Source organism: Variovorax sp. GW823-FHT02B07, from assembly GCF_058797695.1.
This window is the reverse complement of the sequence record NZ_JBXAJX010000001.1, coordinates 1-17,298: the sequence shown is the minus strand read 5'-3', so window position 1 is coordinate 17,298 and position 17,298 is coordinate 1. Positions and strand designations below refer to the sequence as shown.

18 protein-coding genes are annotated in these 17,298 nt (G+C 67.6%); 9 read left to right on the top strand and 9 right to left on the bottom strand.

Translation table 11 applies throughout. The annotated features are described in order from the left end of the window. Positions 1-27: 27 nt before the first annotated feature. The 3 genes from paaZ to AC1RGU_RS00080 are packed head-to-tail and all read left to right on the top strand — an operon-like array spanning position 28 to position 3,436. Positions 28-2,088, top strand: coding sequence for a phenylacetic acid degradation bifunctional protein PaaZ (gene paaZ / locus AC1RGU_RS00090; RefSeq protein ID WP_492693976.1), 2,061 nt, complete (start codon positions 28-30; stop codon positions 2,086-2,088). After that, on the top strand, positions 2,088-2,846 hold the full coding sequence (locus AC1RGU_RS00085) for an SDR family NAD(P)-dependent oxidoreductase (RefSeq protein ID WP_492693974.1): 759 nt from the start codon (positions 2,088-2,090) through the stop codon (positions 2,844-2,846). Before paaZ ends, AC1RGU_RS00085 begins: the two co-directional genes overlap by 1 nt. 29 nt (positions 2,847-2,875) lie before the next feature. Beyond that, positions 2,876-3,436, top strand: a complete 561-nt coding sequence (locus tag AC1RGU_RS00080) for a methyltransferase family protein (RefSeq protein ID WP_095949416.1) — start codon at positions 2,876-2,878, stop codon at positions 3,434-3,436. Here the strand turns inward: AC1RGU_RS00080 and AC1RGU_RS00075 are convergent. From AC1RGU_RS00075 to AC1RGU_RS00055, 5 genes are all read right to left on the bottom strand, one after another. Continuing rightward, entirely contained in the window at positions 3,417-3,836 is a 420-nt protein-coding gene (locus AC1RGU_RS00075) for a hypothetical protein (RefSeq protein ID WP_492693972.1), read from the bottom strand. The genes AC1RGU_RS00080 and AC1RGU_RS00075 overlap by 20 nt on opposite strands. Positions 3,837-3,841: 5 nt before the next feature. Then, complete coding sequence (locus tag AC1RGU_RS00070) at positions 3,842-4,450, bottom strand: flavin reductase family protein (protein WP_492693970.1); 609 nt, start codon at positions 4,448-4,450, stop codon at positions 3,842-3,844. 92 nt (positions 4,451-4,542) lie between these two features. Next, a complete protein-coding gene (locus tag AC1RGU_RS00065; protein ID WP_062478668.1) occupies positions 4,543-5,019 on the bottom strand; it encodes a hypothetical protein in 477 nt (158 codons plus the stop codon). 47 nt (positions 5,020-5,066) lie between these two features. Next, the gene (locus AC1RGU_RS00060) at positions 5,067-5,792 is read right to left on the bottom strand and encodes a hypothetical protein (RefSeq protein ID WP_492693968.1); all 726 of its coding nucleotides are present in this window, start codon (positions 5,790-5,792) and stop codon (positions 5,067-5,069) included. A gap of 257 nt (positions 5,793-6,049) precedes the next feature. Then, positions 6,050-7,009, bottom strand: coding sequence for an AraC-like ligand-binding domain-containing protein (locus AC1RGU_RS00055; RefSeq protein WP_095949420.1), 960 nt, complete (start codon positions 7,007-7,009; stop codon positions 6,050-6,052). Positions 7,010-7,221: 212 nt separating this feature from the next. On the opposite strand from AC1RGU_RS00055, the gene AC1RGU_RS00050 reads away from it, so the two are divergent. From AC1RGU_RS00050 to AC1RGU_RS00025, 6 genes are read left to right on the top strand one after another with little or no spacing between them, the layout of a single operon-like run. After that, positions 7,222-8,412, top strand: a complete 1,191-nt coding sequence (locus AC1RGU_RS00050) for an amino acid ABC transporter substrate-binding protein (RefSeq protein WP_159275014.1) — start codon at positions 7,222-7,224, stop codon at positions 8,410-8,412. 4 nt (positions 8,413-8,416) lie between these two features. Then, a complete protein-coding gene (locus tag AC1RGU_RS00045) occupies positions 8,417-9,295 on the top strand; it encodes a branched-chain amino acid ABC transporter permease (RefSeq protein ID WP_307637063.1) in 879 nt (292 codons plus the stop codon). Further along, positions 9,292-10,224: a branched-chain amino acid ABC transporter permease gene (locus AC1RGU_RS00040; protein ID WP_492693965.1), complete on the top strand. Its 933-nt coding sequence runs from the start codon at positions 9,292-9,294 to the stop codon at positions 10,222-10,224. Before AC1RGU_RS00045 ends, AC1RGU_RS00040 begins: the two co-directional genes overlap by 4 nt. After that, complete coding sequence (locus AC1RGU_RS00035; protein ID WP_492693963.1) at positions 10,221-10,970, top strand: ABC transporter ATP-binding protein; 750 nt, start codon at positions 10,221-10,223, stop codon at positions 10,968-10,970. The genes AC1RGU_RS00040 and AC1RGU_RS00035 overlap by 4 nt, the downstream gene beginning before the upstream one ends. Further along, a complete protein-coding gene (locus AC1RGU_RS00030) occupies positions 10,967-11,677 on the top strand; it encodes an ABC transporter ATP-binding protein (RefSeq protein WP_492693961.1) in 711 nt (236 codons plus the stop codon). Before AC1RGU_RS00035 ends, AC1RGU_RS00030 begins: the two co-directional genes overlap by 4 nt. A 38-nt stretch (positions 11,678-11,715) precedes the next feature. Continuing rightward, positions 11,716-13,167, top strand: coding sequence for an aldehyde dehydrogenase (locus AC1RGU_RS00025; protein ID WP_492693959.1), 1,452 nt, complete (start codon positions 11,716-11,718; stop codon positions 13,165-13,167). Between the two features lie 36 nt (positions 13,168-13,203). On the opposite strand, the gene AC1RGU_RS00020 is transcribed toward AC1RGU_RS00025, so the two are convergent. From AC1RGU_RS00020 to AC1RGU_RS00005, 4 genes are all read right to left on the bottom strand, one after another. Next, positions 13,204-15,255, bottom strand: a complete 2,052-nt coding sequence (locus tag AC1RGU_RS00020) for a T6SS phospholipase effector Tle1-like catalytic domain-containing protein (protein ID WP_492693957.1) — start codon at positions 15,253-15,255, stop codon at positions 13,204-13,206. Beyond that, on the bottom strand, positions 15,252-16,004 hold the full coding sequence (locus tag AC1RGU_RS00015) for a DUF3304 domain-containing protein (RefSeq protein WP_492693955.1): 753 nt from the start codon (positions 16,002-16,004) through the stop codon (positions 15,252-15,254). Before AC1RGU_RS00015 ends, AC1RGU_RS00020 begins: the two co-directional genes overlap by 4 nt. Positions 16,005-16,026: 22 nt before the next feature. Beyond that, a complete protein-coding gene (locus AC1RGU_RS00010; protein WP_492693953.1) occupies positions 16,027-16,866 on the bottom strand; it encodes a DUF4123 domain-containing protein in 840 nt (279 codons plus the stop codon). A gap of 6 nt (positions 16,867-16,872) precedes the next feature. Then, positions 16,873-17,298 (bottom strand): DUF2345 domain-containing protein (locus AC1RGU_RS00005; RefSeq protein WP_492693951.1); only part of this gene is annotated, 426 nt, incomplete at its 5' end.

Here is a 17,298-nt window from a genome sequence, read left to right as displayed (position 1 = left end):
GCCTTCCCTCTTCAAAGGACACGCGCCATGACCACCCTTCAAAGCTACATCGCCGGCCGCTGGATCGGCCAGGAAGCCGCCCAATCGCTGCGCAGCGCCGTCAACGGCCAGGCCGTGGCGAGCACGCACGCCGAGGCCATCGACTTCGCCGAGGCGCTGGCGCATGCGCGCCGCGTCGGCATTCCGGCGCTCATGAAGCTCGACTTCCAGCAGCGCGCCGAACGCCTGAAGGCGCTGGCCAAGTACCTGGCCGCGAACAAGGAAGCGCTGTATGCCGTGTCGGCCCACACCGGCGCCACGCGCGCCGACGGCTGGATCGACATCGAGGGCGGTGCCGGCACGCTCAGCGCCTACGCCAGCATCGGCACCAACGAGCTGCCCTCGGGCAACCTCGTGCACGAAGGCCCGGCCTTCCCGCTCGGCAAGAAGGGCGGCTTCGCGGGCACGCACATCCTGGTGCCGCGCGGCGGCGTGGCGGTGCACATCAACGCCTTCAACTTCCCGGTGTGGGGCCTGCTCGAGAAGTTCGCGCCCAGCTTCCTGGCGGGCATGCCCTGCATCGGCAAGCCGGCCACGGCCACCAGCTACCTCACCGAAGCGCTGATGAAGCTCATCGTGCAGTCGGGCATCCTGCCCGAAGGCAGCCTGCAACTCGTGATCGGCAGCACGGGCGACCTGCTCGACCGCCTCGAAGGGCCCGACGTGGTCACCTTCACCGGCTCGGCCGACACCGCCGCCAAGCTGCGCGTGAACGCGAACCTGGTGCGCCAGTCGATCCCGTTCAATGCCGAGGCCGACTCGCTGAACTGCGCGATCCTCGCGCCCGACGTGACGCCCGACGACGAGGAGTTCGATCTCTTCGTGAAGGAAGTGGCGCGCGAGATGACCATCAAGGCCGGCCAGAAGTGCACCGCCATCCGCCGCGCGATCGTGCCGCGCCAGCACCTCGATGCGGTGGCCGAGAAACTGCGCGCCCGCCTGGCCAAGACCGTCATCGGCGACCCCTCGCGCGAAGACGTGCGCATGGGCGCCCTCGCCTCGCGCGACCAGCAGGCCGACGTGGCCGAGCGCGTCGCCACGCTGCTGCAGGGCGCAGAGCTGGTGTACGGCGAACGCGACGGCTTCGCGCCCGTGGGCGACGGCGTGGGCGAAGGCGCGTTCTTCGCGCCCACGCTGCTCCTGAGCCGCAAGCCGCTCGAACACGACGCCGCGCACGACGTCGAGGCCTTCGGCCCCGTCAGCACGCTCATGCCCTACGACGGCATCGACGAAGCGCTGGCGCTGGCCGCGCGCGGCAAGGGCAGCCTCGTGGGCACGCTGGTCACGCGCGACCCGGCCATCGCGGCCAAGGCCATCCCGGTCGCTGCCGCCTGGCACGGCCGCCTGCTGGTGCTCGACCGCGAGGCCGCCGCCGAATCGACCGGCCACGGCTCGCCGCTGCCGGTGCTCAAGCACGGCGGCCCGGGCCGCGCGGGCGGTGGCGAAGAACTCGGCGGCCTGCGCGCCGTGAAGCACTACCTGCAGCGCGCCGCGCTGCAGGGCTCGCCCACCATGCTCGCGGCCGTCACCGGCGAGCACGTGCGCGGCGCCGCGCTGCGCGAGAGCGAGGTGCACCCCTTCCGCCGCTACTTCGAGGAACTGCGCATCGGCGACTCGCTGCTCACGCACCGCCGCACCGTGGGCGAGGCCGACATCGTCGCCTTCGGCGGCATCTCGGGCGACTACTTCTACATGCACTTCGACGAAGAGGCGGCCAAGGCCTCGCCCTTCGGCAAGCGCATCGCGCACGGCTACTTCGTGCTGTCGGCGGCCGCGGGCCTGTTCGTGTCGCCCTCGCCCGGCCCGGTGCTGGCCAACTACGGCCTGGACACGCTGCGCTTCGTCAAGCCCGTGGGCATCGGCGACACCATCCAGGCGCGCCTGACCTGCAAGCGCAAGATCGACCGCAACAAGAAGGACGCGAGCGGCCAGGGCCAAGGCGTGGTGGCCTGGGACGTGGAGGTGACCAACCAGCTGGGCGAACTGGTCGCGAGCTACGATATCCTGACGCTCGTCTCCAAGAAACCCACTACCCCAAGCTCCACCTGATGTTCGATCTCACAGGAAAAGTCGCGCTCGTCACCGGCGGCAACGGCGGCATCGGCCTCGGCATGGCACAGGGCCTCGCCAAGGCCGGCGCCCGCGTCGTCATTGCGGCGCGCAATGCGCAGAAGTCGGCCGCCGCGGTCGAATCGCTGAAGGCCCTGGGCAGCGACAGCTTCGCGCTCGCGCTCGACGTGACCGACGAAGCCTCGGTGCAGAAGGCCTTCGACGAGGTCGCCGCGCGCTGCGGCCGGCTCGACATCCTCGTCAACAACGCCGGCACCACGGTGCGCAAGCCCGTCGACCAGCTCGCGCTGGCCGAGTGGCACCAGGTGATGGACACCAACCTCACCAGCGCCTTCCTGTGCAGCCGCGCCGCGCACCCGCACCTGAAGGCCGCGGGCGGCGGCAAGATCATCAACATCGGCTCGATGATGTCGATCTTCGGCGCGCCCTACGCGCCGGCCTATGCCGCGAGCAAGGCCGGCATCGTGCAGCTCACCAAGTCGACCGCGCTCTCGTGGGCGGCCGACCAGATCCAGGTCAACGCCATCCTGCCGGGCTGGTTCGAGACCGAACTGACCGACGGCGCACGCACCCAGATCCCGGGCCTGTACGAGCGCGTGAAGGCGCGCGCCGCGGCCGGCCGCTGGGGCCAGCCGGGCGACATCGCAGGCACGGCCGTGTTCCTGGCCAGCGCCGCCTCCGACTACGTGACCGGCACCGCCATCCCGGTCGACGGCGGGTTTTCGATCTCCGGCTGAGTCTTGCGGGCCGTGTAAATTCGGCCGCCATGCTCCTCTGGTTCCAGCTCTTTCTTTTCGTCGCCGGCACGGCCGCGCTGCTGTACGTGTCGCGCGGGCCGCTGAGCCAGCCCGGCTCGCACGGCTTCTACCGCTTCTTCGCGTGGGAATGCATGCTGGTGCTGATCGTGCTGAACCTGCCGGTGTGGCATGTCGATCCGCTCTCGTTCACGCAGCTGCTCTCGTGCGTGCTGCTGGCGCTGTCGATCTGGCTGCCGATCCACGCGGTGCGGCTGCTCAAGGCGCAGGGCAAGCCGAGCGAGGCGCGCAACGACGACCCGGCCCTGTACGGTTTTGAAAAGACCTCGGCGCTGGTGACCACCGGCGCCTTCCGCTACATCCGCCACCCGATGTACACGGCGCTGATGCTGCTGGCCTGGGGCGCGTTCCTCAAGCAGTTCACCTGGCTCACGCTGGCGCTGGTGCTGATGGCCACGCTGTTCCTGTTCCTGACGGCGCTGCGCGACGAAAAGGAATGCCTCGCGCATTTCGGCGACGACTACCGCGCGTACATGCGCGGCACGCGGCGCTTCATTCCTTTCGTGCTGTAGCGCCGGGCGCTTCGGGCGCGCCCTCTTCTTTCCTCACGCCCCACCAGGCGGAGAGCACCAGCCCGCCCTTGCGCACCAGCAGCACCGCCATGACCACGAGCACGGCCCGCGACGCCACGTAGCCCGCGATACCGAGCACCGTGGACGGTAGCGGCTTGGACGCCCAGAAGATGACCCACGCCGCCAGCCCGGCCATCGCCAGCCCGCCGACGACCAGCATCACGCCACCCACCATCCACGTGAGGATCGCCAGCCGCGCGGCCAGGCCGGTCAGGCGGTCGGCGCCAGGCCAGTCGCGCCACGTCCACAGCGCGGCCAGGCCCAGCGACCCCATCATGGCCGCCAGCAGGCCCATGAGGCTGTAGCCGACGACGGTGATGATCTGGTTCAGGTCCGGCATGCAGGCTACGGTGTCAAACGCGGCAGCGTCTTCGCATCGACCGCCTCGCCGTCGACGATGAAGTGCCCGCCCGCCACGTGGTGCAGCGTGCGCAGCTCGTCGTGGCCCTCGAAATGCCAGCGGCCTTCCGAGAACACGCGCGCATCGGCCTGCGCCGCGATCACCTCGCCCAGGAACAGGTCGTAGCGCTGCTGGATCGGCGGCTCGGGCAGCAGCCGGCATTCGAGCCAGGCCGCGCAGCCTTCGAGCAGCGGCGTGCCGGTGGCCTCGCCCGCGAAGGTCGAGAGGCCGTAGGCGGCGAACTTGTCGCTGCCGTCGCGCTCGGCGATCTCGCGGCCCGAGCTGTTGCCCAGCGCCTCGGTCAGGTCGAGCTGCGCACGCGTGGGCACCTGCAGCGCGAAGGTGCCCGCGCCTTCGAGCAGCACGCGCGTCCAGGTGCTCTTGTCGAGCACGACCGCCACCTTGGGCGGATCGAAGTCCAGCGGCATGGCCCAGGCCGCGGCCATGATGTTGCGCCGCCCGTCGTGCGCGGCGCTCACGAGGACGGTGGGTCCGTGGTTCAGGAGACGGTAGGCCTTGTTCAGCGGAACCGGCCGGCGATAAGAGGCGTTCATGCGCGAGAGGCTCGCGCAGGCGAGCCCGGAGGATGGCGGCCCGCCAGCCTACCAGCAGGCGCCTGGCGGCTCAAACGCGCGGTTGTTGCCCGTCACGCCGCATAGGCGTCGCACAGCGCGAGGTACTCGTCGCCCGAAATCTCCAGCGCGGTCGCGCGGCGCAGCACGCGGGCCTTCGGCTTGGGCAGGTCGGTCTTGATCTGGATCTGCTTGCCGATGGGAATGCCCATGTAGTCCTGGTTGACCCAGGTGTTCTCGACGATGTTGTGCCACGGCAGCAGCAGGCCGTTCTCGAAGGTCAGGCCCTGGCGGCCGATGACGAAGGCGGGCGTTGCGATGTTGGCCAGCGTGCGGATGCACTTGACCGCCAGCCACGCGGCCAGCAGGCCGAAGCCCGCCGCAATGAGGATGCCGATGTTCTTGTCCTGCGCGCGGATGCACAGCACGGCGAGCACGACCGCGACCACCACCCAGAGCGTGGCACCGGCGATCAGCCGCGTGCGGGAGTAGAAGACGGGGCGGTCCTGGCGGGTTTTTTCCTGTTGGCTGGCGGAGCTGTAGATTTCCATTTTGTGAGTCGCTGTACTTTGGAGATTGAAGAAAGAAAAAGAAGGGCTCAGGCCGACGGCAGGCGTTGCATGAGGCAGCTCATCAGCACCGGTTCGTTGTCGATCTTCGAGCGATCGATCTTGCGGGTCTTGCCGTTGGCGACGATGAGCAGGTGCTCGTCGACGTCCATCGCTTCGGCGTCCGACTGCGTGCGGATGGTGTCGATGCTCGACCACGCGATGAGCTGGCCCTTGTGCACCAGCCCTTCCGCGTTCAGTGCCAGCGCGCCGAAGGGCACGGTGTCGCCCGCATGCAGGCGCCGCTCCACGTCGTGCCGCAGCACTTCGCCCACGGCCTCTTCCACTTCAGCAACGAGCGCGTATGGGTCATCCCACAGGTCGAGCCGCAGGCGCAGCGTCTGGCCGTCGCGGGTGGTGAGCAGCAGGTGGTTGCGGTTGTGGCGATGGCGCAGCCGCGTCACGTCGGCGAAGGCGATGGTCTGCGTGCCCAGCTGCAGGCCGTGCGCGGTCAGCGTCAGCACCTGCGGGGTGCGCAGCCACGCGAAGAAGTCGCTGCCCTTCCAGCAGATCAGGTAGATCGCAGCCGGGATCGCCAGCACCAGCACGAAGAAGGCGCCCTTGTAGCGCACGAAGTCCGGCGTGATGAGGTACGGAAGGATGTAGATCCTGGCCGGCACCAGCACCATGGCGCAGAAGACATAGATCGCGGCCAGGCCGGCCAGCCCACAGTAGAACGCGTAGCGCGGAAAGATGCGGTCGTGACGAAGGGGCATGTGAAGCAAGTACCCAATGCGTCGACAACGGGCGTGATGGCGTGGAGCTGAATTGCGCGCACGACCATACCAGCGGGAAGCGTCGCTCTCGAGGCTTCGCATGCGTTAACGCATCTTTTTTTTGAGCCGAGAACGCCCGCCGCGAAACCAGTTAACCGAGAAGATTTAAGTTTGATGCCTGCTTCGACACAAGCGCTGCTTAAGCATTCATGGCAACTCTGCAAGCAACGCGCGGTGTGCGATGCGCACCCGCGCAATCAGCGCTGCAACGTCGCCTGCCGCCTGAACTCGCTCGGGCTGCCGCCCGTGTGCGCGCGGAACACGCGGCTGAAGTGCGAGAGGTTGCCGAAGCCCGCGCCCAAGGCGATGTCGGTGATCGAGCGCGCGGCGTTCGCGGGGTCGATCAGGTCGCGGATGCTGGCCGCGAGCCTCTGGTGCTGGATGTAGCCGGTGAGCGTGTCGTCGTCGCCCGCGAAGGCCTGGTGCAGCAGGCGCTTGCTGCAACGCAGGGCCAGCGCCATGCCGTCGATCGACAGCGCCGGGTCGCGCAGGTTCTGCGCCACGTGGCGGTGGATGCGGTCTTTCAGCGCCTCGCGCTGGGTCTGGGCGGTGCTGCGGCCCGCCAGCTCCATGAGCGACAGGCGCACCAGCTGGATCAGCAGCTCGCCCGCGCCGCGCGCGGCGGCCTCGCTCATGTGGGGCAGCTCCAGGTAGGTGTTGCGCATGGTCTCCAGCGCCACGCGCGAGATGCCGCTGTCGCCGCCGATGCGCCGCGCCACGAGGTCGCCCAGCGGCAATGCGGGCGAGGCGATCTGGTCTTTCGGCAGCATCACGATGAGGTGATCGCTGCGCTCGGGATTGGCCACGGTGTAGTCGAGCGTGGTGTCGTACAGCGTCCAGCCGCCCGCGCGCACCGCCGCCGCACGCCCGCGCTGCGTGACCTCGGCCGAGCCCTGCCAGGGCGCGACGATCTTCAGGTAGGGCGCATCGCTCAGGCGCGCCATCTGCGGCGTGCGCAAGACGCGATGCCGGTTCGCTTCGAGCCGCGTGAGGATCACGTCGCCCGCATGCGAGGACGCGAGGTGGCCGTCGAAATCGCTGTCGCCATACAGGTCGGAGCCGAGGCCGCCGAAGTGGCGCCACACCCACTCGCACCACAGCGGCCCGCGTTCCTTCGGCGGGATGGCGTCGGTGGACAGGAGCAGGGACGCGGTCATGGGGTGAAAGCAGTGAAGACGAAAGATTGCAACACGGCAGCAGGATGCCGCGCATTGTGGAGTGCCCGCAAAGCCCTCGCCTTTGCGGGTTAACCACTAGGCGCCTGCACGCTGCGTCAAGTGCTTTGTGCGCGGCGGGCACAGCGGCAAAGGGCATGCGTTTCTACGATCCCGGTCAGCGGGCGCATACCGACGCCCGGAAGGAGACCTCCATGCTTCACCCCACCCGCCGCCACTGGATCCAGGGCACGGCCACCGCGCTGGGCGCGGCCGCCGTCGCGCCGCAGCTGTTCGCGCAAAGCGCGCCCGTTCGCATCGGCTATGCCATCGCCCGCACCGGCCCCTGGGCCGCGGGCGCGCAGGTGAGCCAGGAACCCAACTACCTGCTGTGGGCCGAGCAGGTCAACGCCGCGGGCGGCCTGTCGGTGAAGGGCACCAAGCGGCCCATCGAGCTCATTGGCTACGACGACCGCAGCGAGACCGAGACCTGCGTGCGCACCTTCGAGAAGCTCATGGGCAGCGACAAGGTCGACCTCGTGCTGCCGCCCTGGGGGTCGGGCGCCAACTTCGCGGTCGCGCCGCTGGCCAACCGCTTCGGTTATCCGCTGCTGGCGCCCACCGCCCTGTCGCGCAAGCTGATCGATATGCGCCTGCCCTTCTTCTTCTCGCTCTTGCAGCAGCCCGACAAGATGATGGGCGCGCTGGTCGACATGCTGGTGGCGCAGAACGTGAAGACCATCACCATCGTCTACATGGACGACCTGTTCGGGCTGGAGAACTTCGCGGCGCTGAACAACGCGCTGAAGAAAACGCAGATCCAGGTGCTCGACCGCAAGAGCTACCCGCTGGGCGTGAAAGACCTCGCGCCGGTTCTGCGCACCATGAAGGACCTGAACCCCGATGCCTTCATCGGCATCACCTACCCGCCGGACACCATCCTCGCGAGCCGGCAGGCGCGCGAGGTGGGCTTCAACCCGAAGTACTTCTACGCCTCGGTGGGCACGGCTTTCCAGCTCTACAAGAACGTGATGGCGGCCAACACCGAAGGCGTGATCGGCATGGGCTCGTGGAACGGCAAGACCAGCCCCGAGGCCAAGGCCTACTTCGACGCGCACACGAAAAAGTTCGGCAAGGAACCCGACCGCTGGGCCAGCGGCCATGCGTGGGCCGGCCTGCAGATCCTGCAGCAGGCGGTAGAAAAGGTGGGCCTCGATCGCAAGGCGCTGCGCGAGCAGATCGCGAAGAACGAGTTCAAGACCATCCTCGGGCCGATCCGCTTCGAGGGCAGCGAGAACGCGTCGATTCCCGGCACCGTGTCGCAGTGGCAGGGCAGCGACTTCGAAGTGGTGTGGCCCAAAGACCGTGCCACCGCGCAACTGATGCCGAAGCCGGCCTGGAAATAACAGCGTGTCGTTCTCTGGATGGGCCGAGCTCCTGGCCGGCGGATTGATCACGGGCGGCATCTACGCGCTGGTGGCCATCGGACTGAACCTGCAGTACGGGCTGATGCGCATCATGAACATCTCGCACGGCGAGTTCCTGATGCTCGGCGCCTTTCTCACCTGGTGGGCGCACACGGCGCTGGGCGTCTCGCCGCTCCTGTTCATGCCGGTGGCCTTCGTGCTGCTGATGGCGCTGGGCATGGCGGTGCACTGGCTGTGCTTCCGGCAGGTGGCGGCGCGCGCGCCGAACGTCGACGTGTTCGAGGCGCGCAGCCTGATGGTCGGCTTCGGCCTGATGTTCTTCGTGCAGAACACCGCCCTGCTCGTGTGGGGCGGCGACCTGCGCGGCTACGACTACCTGGCCGAGCCGGTGCAGCTGGGCGAGATGCGCTTCACCGCCAACAAGCTGGTGCTGTTCGGCGTGGCGCTGGCGCTGAGCCTCGTGCTCATCGCGCTGCTCAAGCTCACGCTGCTGGGCAAGGCGGTGCGCGCGCTGATGCAGTCGCCCACCGGCGCGCAGCTCGTGGGCATCAACACGAAGCGGCTGCACCCGCTGATGTTCGGCATCGGCCTGGGCCTGTCGGGCGTGGCCGGCGCGCTGTTGTCGATGACCTACGAGATCTCGCCCTCGATGGGCGAGCCCTACACCGTGACGGCGCTGATCGTCATCACCCTCGGCGGCTTCGGCAGCATCGCGGGCAGCCTCGTCGGCGGCCTGCTGCTGGGCGTGGTCGAAGCGCTGGGCATGCACTACACGAGCCCCTCGCTCAAGATGCTGCTGTCGTACGCCGTGTTCATCGGCGTGCTGATCTGGCGGCCCAACGGACTGTTCTCCAGAAGATGAATTCCCTCTTTCAAAACAAACCGTGGTGGGTGCTTTGCATCGGCCTCGCGCTGGCGGCCGTCGTGCCGTGGGTCGCGAGCGAGTTCATCGCCTCGGTCGCGCTCGGCTGCCTGATGTACATCGCGCTGGCCACCAGCTGGTCGCTGTTCTGCGGTGCCACGCGCTACCTGTCGCTCGCCACCTCGGCCTTCTTCGGCCTGGGTGCGTATGCGAGCGCCACGCTGCTCGAGGTGCTGCCCTGGCCGCTGGTCATTGTGAGCGGCGCGGCCATCGCGAGCGCGGTGGCGGTGCTGATGGGCGCGGCCGTGCTGCACCTGCGCGGCACCTACTTCGCGGTGCTGACCTTCGGCATGACGGAGCTGATCCGCCATGCGGTCACCTTCGTCGAAAAGCAGGTGTCGGGCACCGTGGGCCGCGTGCTCACGGTGGTGCCGTCGAACGAGACGGTGTACCTCACGGTGCTGGCGATTGCGGGCGCGGCCATTGCCACGGCGCTGCTCGTGAAGCGCAGCCGCTTCGGCCTGGCGCTGGCCGGCATCGGCGCCGACGAGCAGCGCGCGCAGACGCTGGGCGTGGACACGCGCCGCGTGAAGATCGCCGGCTTTGCGCTCACCGCCGCCTTCGCCGGCGCGGTGGGCGCAGCCATGGCGGTGCGCTGGACCTACATCGAACCGGCCGCCGTGTTCAGCCCCTTCATCGGCTTCCAGACCGTGCTGATCGCGATGATCGGCGGGGCCGCCAGCATCGGCGGACCGGTGGCTGCGGCCATCGTGTTCAGCCTGCTGTCGGAGACGCTGCGGCTGCAGCTGCCCTACGGCTACATGATGGTGCTGGGGCTGCTGCTGATCCTGTGCGTGATGTACCTGCCCAACGGCCTCGCGTCGCTGTGGCAGCGCAAGGCGGCGGCGTTGCGGAGGCACGCACCATGAAGGCCACGCCGCTTCTCGAAGCCCGCGACCTCACGGTGCGCTTCGGCGGGCTCACCGCCGTCGACACGGTGAGTGCCACGCTGCATGCGGGCGAGCTGGTCGGCATCATCGGCCCCAACGGCGCGGGCAAGACGACCTTCTTCAACGCGATCTCGGGCGTGGTCATGCCCACGTCGGGCCGGCTGCTGGTGGAAGGCGACGTCGACCTCACGCGGCGCGGCCCGCACCTGTACGCCGCGCACGGCATCGCACGCACCTTCCAGACGCCGCGCGTGATGGCCGACATGACGCTCGAGGACAACGTGCGCTTCGGCATGCAGTTCGCAGGCCGCCGCCGCGCGCCCATCGCGGGCCTGGGCAGCACCGGCGAGATCCTGGACATGCTGGGCCTGGGCGGCCTCGCGACGCAGATCGCGGCCGACGTCACGCCCTCGCAGCAGCGGCTGCTCGAGATCGGCATGGCGCTGGGCACCCGGCCGCGCGTGCTGCTGCTCGACGAGGTGGCGGCCGGCCTCACCGAGGCGGAGGTCGATGCCATGGCGCGGCGCATCCGCCGCCTGCGCGACGACCACGGCCTCGCCGTCGTGTGGATCGAGCACGCGGTGACCACGCTGCTGAAGTACGTCGAGCGCGTGCTGGTGCTGCACCAGGGCCGCAAGATCGCCGACGGCACGCCGGCCGAGGTCGTGCGCAATGCCGAGGTGGTCGAGGCCTACCTGGGCGACGAGATGGAGGCCACGGCATGAGCACCACCCAGATGACCGTGCGCGGTCTTGCGGCCGGCTACCACGGCTTCCAGGTCATCCAGGGCCTGGACCTCGACGTGACGCCCGGCGTCACCGTCGTGCTCGGGCCCAACGGCGCGGGCAAGACCACGCTCCTCAAGGCGCTGGCGGGGCTGCTGCCGCGCACGGGCGATGCGGTGCTCGACGGTGCGGCGCTGCCGTCCGCCGATGCCACCGCCTGCGTGCGGCGCGGCCTCGCGCTGGTGGCCGAGGGCCGCCAGCTATTCCCCCAGATGACCGTCACCGAGAACCTCGAACTCGGCGGCTGGCTCATTCCCGCACGGCTGCGCGCCGAGCGCCTCGCGCGTGCCTTCGACGACTTTCCGCGTCTGAAGGAACGCGCCACGCAGCTCGCCGGCACCATGAGCGGCGGCGAGCAGCAGATGGTGGCCGTGGCGCGCGCCCTCATGAGCGGGCCGCGCCTGCTGATGCTCGACGAGCCCTCGCTCGGCCTGGCACCGCGCATGGTCGACGAGCTGCTCGCCATCGTGCGCCGCATCGCCGACCAGGGCGTGACCGTGCTCATGGTCGAGCAGAACGTGCGCAAGGCCTTGCAGGCCGCCGACCGCGGCTACGTGCTCGAACGCGGCCGCGTCGTCGCCTCGGGCGAAGCGCAGGCGCTGCTGCATTCCGACGCCGTGCGCCAGGCCTACCTGGGCGTGGCCTGAACACCCCTCTTCCTCTTTCTTTCTTGCAAAGGACACCCATGACCGACATCTCAATGCTCATCGACGGCGAACGCCGTGCGGCCACCGGCGGCGCCACCTTCGAGCGCCGCAACCCGCTGGACGGCGGCATCGCGACGCGCGCCCCCGCCGCCACACCCGCCGACGCCGTGGCCGCCGTCGACGCCGCGCAGCGCGCCTTCGCGACCTGGTCGCAGACCGGCCCCAACGAACGCCGCGCCCTGCTGCTCAAGGCCGCGCACGCGCTCGAAGCGCGCGCCGACGCCTTCGTGCAGGCCATGGCGCGCGAGACCGGCGCCTCGGCGCTGTGGGCCGGCTTCAACGTGCACCTGGCGGCCGGCATCCTCACCGAGGCCGCGTCGCTCACCACGCAGATCGCGGGCGAGGTCATTCCGTCCGACGTGCCCGGCAGCCTCGCCATGGGCGTGCGGCAGGCCGCCGGCGTGGTGCTGGGCATCGCGCCATGGAACGCCCCCGTGATCCTGGCCACGCGCGCCATCGCCACGCCGCTGGCCTGCGGCAACACCGTCGTGCTCAAGGGCTCCGAGCTGTGCCCCGAGACGCATGCGCTCATCATCGAAGCGCTGGCCGAGGCCGGCCTGCCCAAGGGCACCGTCAACTTCGTGACCAACGCGCCCGCTGATGCAGGCGCCGTGGTCGAAGCCATGGTCGCGCACCCGGCGGTGCGGCGCGTCAACTTCACCGGCTCCACGCGCGTGGGCCGCCTCATCGCGCAGACCTGCGCCACGTACCTGAAACCCGCCGTGCTCGAACTCGGTGGCAAGGCGCCCTTCGTGGTGCTGGACGACGCAGACGTCGACGCGGCGGTGAACGCTGCCATCTTCGGCTCGTTCGCCAACTCGGGGCAGATCTGCATGTCGACCGAACGCATCGTGGTCGACAACGCGGTGGCCGACGAGTTCGTCTCGAAGTTCGCCGCCCGCGCACAGGCGTTGCCGCTCGGCGACCCACGCGAAGGCCCGGTCGTGCTGGGCTCGGTCGTCGACATGAGCACCGTGACCCGCTGCAACGCACTGATCGACGATGCGCTCGCCAAGGGCGCGACGCTGGTGTGCGGAGGCAAAGCCGAGAACACGCTGATGCCGGCGACCGTGCTCGACCATGTGACGCCGGCGATGGAGATCTACCGCGAGGAATCCTTCGGTCCAGTGAAGGCCGTGGTGCGCGTCAACGGCGTGGAGGAAGCCGTGACCATCGCCAACGACAACGAGTTCGGCCTGTCGTCAGCGGTGTTCGGCCGCGACGTGGCGCGTGCATGGAACGTGGCGCAGCGCATCGAGGCGGGGATCTGCCACGTCAACGGGCCGACGGTGCACGACGAGGCGCAGATGCCGTTCGGGGGTGTCAAGTCGTCAGGGTACGGGCGGTTCGGTGGGCGGGCCGGCGTCGAAGCGTTCACGGAGCTGCGGTGGATCACGGTGCAGACGACGCCTCGGCACTATCCGTTCTGAACAAGGGAGCGGCAGGGCGCCGCCCCGCCGTTCCGATCAAGCCGTCATCGGCTCCCGCGATTCCCTTTCGGCGGGCCGACGGTTCTGGGTCAACCGTGTCTCGTCCGCGCCCGCATACACACGGCGGTAGCGCAGGTAGCCGGCCCCCCATGCATACCATTCGCGCCCTTCCGTGAACTCGGGTGCGTACTCGCCCTTGGTCAGGTACAGGTTCACCCACTGCTCCTGCCGGCGCGTCAGCCCGGCGGGCGCTCCGCCTCTGGGTGGATCGATCTGCCCGCGCGCCTCATCCGCTCTTTTCTTCCGGGCCACCAGTTTTTCGAGCTGCTCCTTGAACTCGGCCGCTTCGGGCCCGGTGAGCTTGAACCATGCGTGCGAATCGTGCACGCGGTCTTCGAACAGCTTGCTGGTGAGCACAGGCTCGTTCCAGTACGGCTCGATGCGCCCCCACTCGCCGACCCGCTCCGAATCGATGCCGGGCACGTTGTCGACTTCGTGCGGTGTGCCGTCGGGGCTGTTGCGGCCGCTGATCCGCTTCTTTTTCTTGAGCCAGGCTTCGAAGTCCTTCACTTCCTTGACGAACTGCTCGTCGGCCGACACCAAGTCCGCCCGGTCTTCGGCCGAAGCACGCTGGACGAAAGTCATCTCGGCCGCGCGACCAGCCCAGGATTTGCGCCATAGGATGAACAGCTTGCGCTGCTCCGCCATGATGTCGCGCAGCACCCCTTCCTTGACCCGGCATACGGCAAGGTAAGCGTTGAAGTCCCGGATCAGGTCCTTGGCGACCATGAACTGCTTCTGGATGACTGGGCGCGCCAGTTCCAGTTTCAGGGGCACGCCCAAGATTCGTGCTTCGCGGTACATCAGGGCCAAAGGAATGCGCGAAAGCATGTCCTCGCCCGCCTCATCGATCCCCTTGCCCTGCTCCTTCGGCATGTAGCCTCCGCCGACGTCCGAGTGCATGCCAGGGCACACCCACTCCCGAGAGTTCTCAGGCAACGTATTGCCGACATGAATGGAATCCGATGGAAAGCTGCGACGGAACTCATGCGCGGCCACGATGTGCAGGCAGGGCACGTCGGCCGGGATGCGCATCGAAGTGTCAGCATCAGCCCAGCCGCCATGGCCGTCGGCGAAAAGGGACGAGGCCGCCACACCGACCGACGCGACGGTATCGAACAGTCCCAAAAAGTCGAAGGTCACCGGAAACGAGGCCAGTGTCGGCCCGGTCTGCCCGCGGAGTTCGGCATCGATCTCGCACATCGCGAGGAACCAGTTGACGAAGACCCGTGCCTCCGCTGCGCCTCGCGAAAAGCCGAATGCGCTGACGAAGATGCGCTGCACGCGCCCTGGATCAACCTTGCTGCACTGACCCGTTGTGGGATCGATCATGTGCGGCTTGACCGACTCGTGCAGCTTGTTGAGCATCGCTTCGAGCGTCCGGCGATTCTTGTTCTCGCGTTGGCGTTTGTCGGCGGGCCCTTTGCCCGCTTCCAGCAGTTCCTCCCGCCCGAGGTCGAAAGCCTTGCAAAACTTCAGCACTTCTTCGCTGGAGAAGAGACCCGGCCCGTTGCCGCTTCGGGTGAGGTAGCGGTAGACGCAGTTGAGCGCTTGCGCCAACGCCCACAGGATGCGGCGCTCGCCGTAGAGCGCCGTGGCGTTGCCCAGCAGCGCGTCCTTGCCGGTGCCGCTGTCGTCCACCTGCGTGAAGGGCGTCCCCACGCCCGGCACATACACCTTGAAGAACTGCTGGTAGTTGTCGGGGTTGGTGGTCCACTGCGCATCGGGGTCGGCTGGCACCCCGGGCACATGCTGGCCCGGATAGGCACCGTACAGGCGGGCGACGTTGGAATGCGTGTGATCCTTTTCTCTGGTGCTGCGGTCGTAGTTGTTGCGCGTGCCGTCGAAGAAGAAGCCCATGAAGAGGTTCACGTCGCAGGACTTGCCGGGCTGACCCACAGGGCGCAGTTCGCGGCTCACCTCGTAGTCGACTCGAATCTTGTCGCTTGCTGGTCCAAAGAAAACTTCTCGATTTGAAGGATTGGAGAATATTTCCTCTTCGATGGGATTGACCAAATGTGCGGTCATGGCTTGACCTTCATCAGCCTATCGACCTTTTCCTGGTCCCAAGCCACAAGTCGCTCCAGCATGGCCTTCTCTTTGGTGAAGAAGGCGGGATCGTCTGGCCCCGAGAACGCTGCGAGTTCCTTTCGATAGGCGAACTCCTTTGCGCGCCATTCCCATGTCTTGTGGAGGTATTTTTTTGGATCAGTACTCAGTTCCTCCAGCGACTTCTTGCTCGACTTCAACCCCTCCTGCGCCAGTCTCATATCTCGTTCCCACAACTCCTGCTGGAAAGCCAATGAAGGCTTGGGCCACCCCTTGATCTTCCCGGGCCACTCATCGCCATTGGGTCGATAGGCGGTCGAAACAACCCCCACCGTGCCATCGGGATAGTTGATGAACCACACATCCCCGGCCTTGCCGCTCTTGTCGTAGGGTGGCAGATCGACGATGAAAGTCTGGCGTGGCCGGTAGTCGCCCGCCTTGTTGTCGTAGCTCTGCAGGATCACGCCGACCTGGATGCCGGGTGCCCACGTCTTCGGCACGTCATAGCAACAGATCACACCTCCTGCGGCAAACGGCCCGATCTCTTCGGAAGCGACCACGGTCTGCTTCGGGTCCTTGGGATCGAACAGCCGGTAGCGGATGTCCTGGTCGGTGTAGTTGACACCGCTGACCGAGGCTGGAACCGTGTCAGCACGACCGGTGGCACATCCTGCCGTAGCCAGGGATGCAAGAAACGCGAGGGGAAGGAGCCAGTTTTTGAGAATCATCTGTTGTTCCTGCGGCAATGCGCTAGACCATCAAGGCGCGCAGCGCTTCATGGTCCGGGCCGGCGCCGTGACTGAGTTCGGGATGCTGCCAAAAAAACTCACACAGCCTCATCCGTTGCGCCACCGTGTCGAACTGCATGGCATCGGCTGCGGCAAGCCCGCATACGGCCAGTGCGTGCAGCACCGAGGGCCGGTGCTGCGCTTCGTAAGCTGGCGAGAGTTGAAGCAGGTTCGCGATCACTTCATCCGCTTCGCTGCCGGCAATGAGCACCGCGCATTGATCACCGTCGAGTACCGGTGCGCATGGAGCCAGCGACGTGGACGCCATTTTCCCCGGGGCAAGGAAAGTGCTCCAGCTGGCGTCGCGCCGACGGAAATGCCATGTGGCTCCGGGACCGCAGAACGCCGTCTGCTGCAACGGAGACAGCGCGGCCAGCACATCCGGCAGGCGGCGCGTGTCGGGAAAGCGCAGCACGAAATACTGCCCGTCCGCATTCACGATGCACCAGGGGCTCAGGCGTTCGAACAGCGATTCGAGCGGTTCGTTCGAGCGGATGAAGCTGAGCATCGGCAAGCCATTCGTCAGCTGCAGCACACGACCGAGCAAGGGCCTCTCGACGGCATCGATGTTCAGCAGCATGGGTGAATGCTGGATCGCTTCATCCGAAGCGCCGGGCATGTTCTCGTAGAGCGACCGCCAAGAGCCGGAGCCCAAGTGACTCGTGAGCAGCTGATGGCATTGCGGGGCGAATGCGCAATCGATCAGGGCATAGCGAAATCCCTCGGTGCCGGAGGCAAGAGGGCCGTCGTCCGCAAACAGGGCATCGATCCATCCGGGTGCGTGCTTGTCGATCAGGTTCATCGTGCGTTACTCCACCTGGGTGAAGGCCGGCGCCGACTTGAGCGACTTCAGGAGGCACGCCACGCAGATGCTCTTGGGAAATGCCGGCAACGGGTAGCTCTTCTGCACCGGCCCGGCCAGTTTCCGCTGCACCGAGTGATAAGTGATCTTCCCCGGACACTCGAACGTGATGTCCCCACCCTGCAGCGTGATCGACGCGCCCTGCGCCGTCGCGATGCGGATCTTCTTCTTGGCTGCGAACTCCACCGTCTGGTCGGTGCTGGCGATCTTCAGGGCCTCCTTGGCCTGCACACGCAGTTCGTCGTGCTGCGCCTGGAAGTCCAGGTCGTCGTTGCCCGCGATGACCGACAGGCCTGTGTCCGCATCGGCCTTCTGCGCCCCCGCAAGCACGCCGATGGCCTGGCCGCTGTGCACGCGCAGCACGTCGGCCAG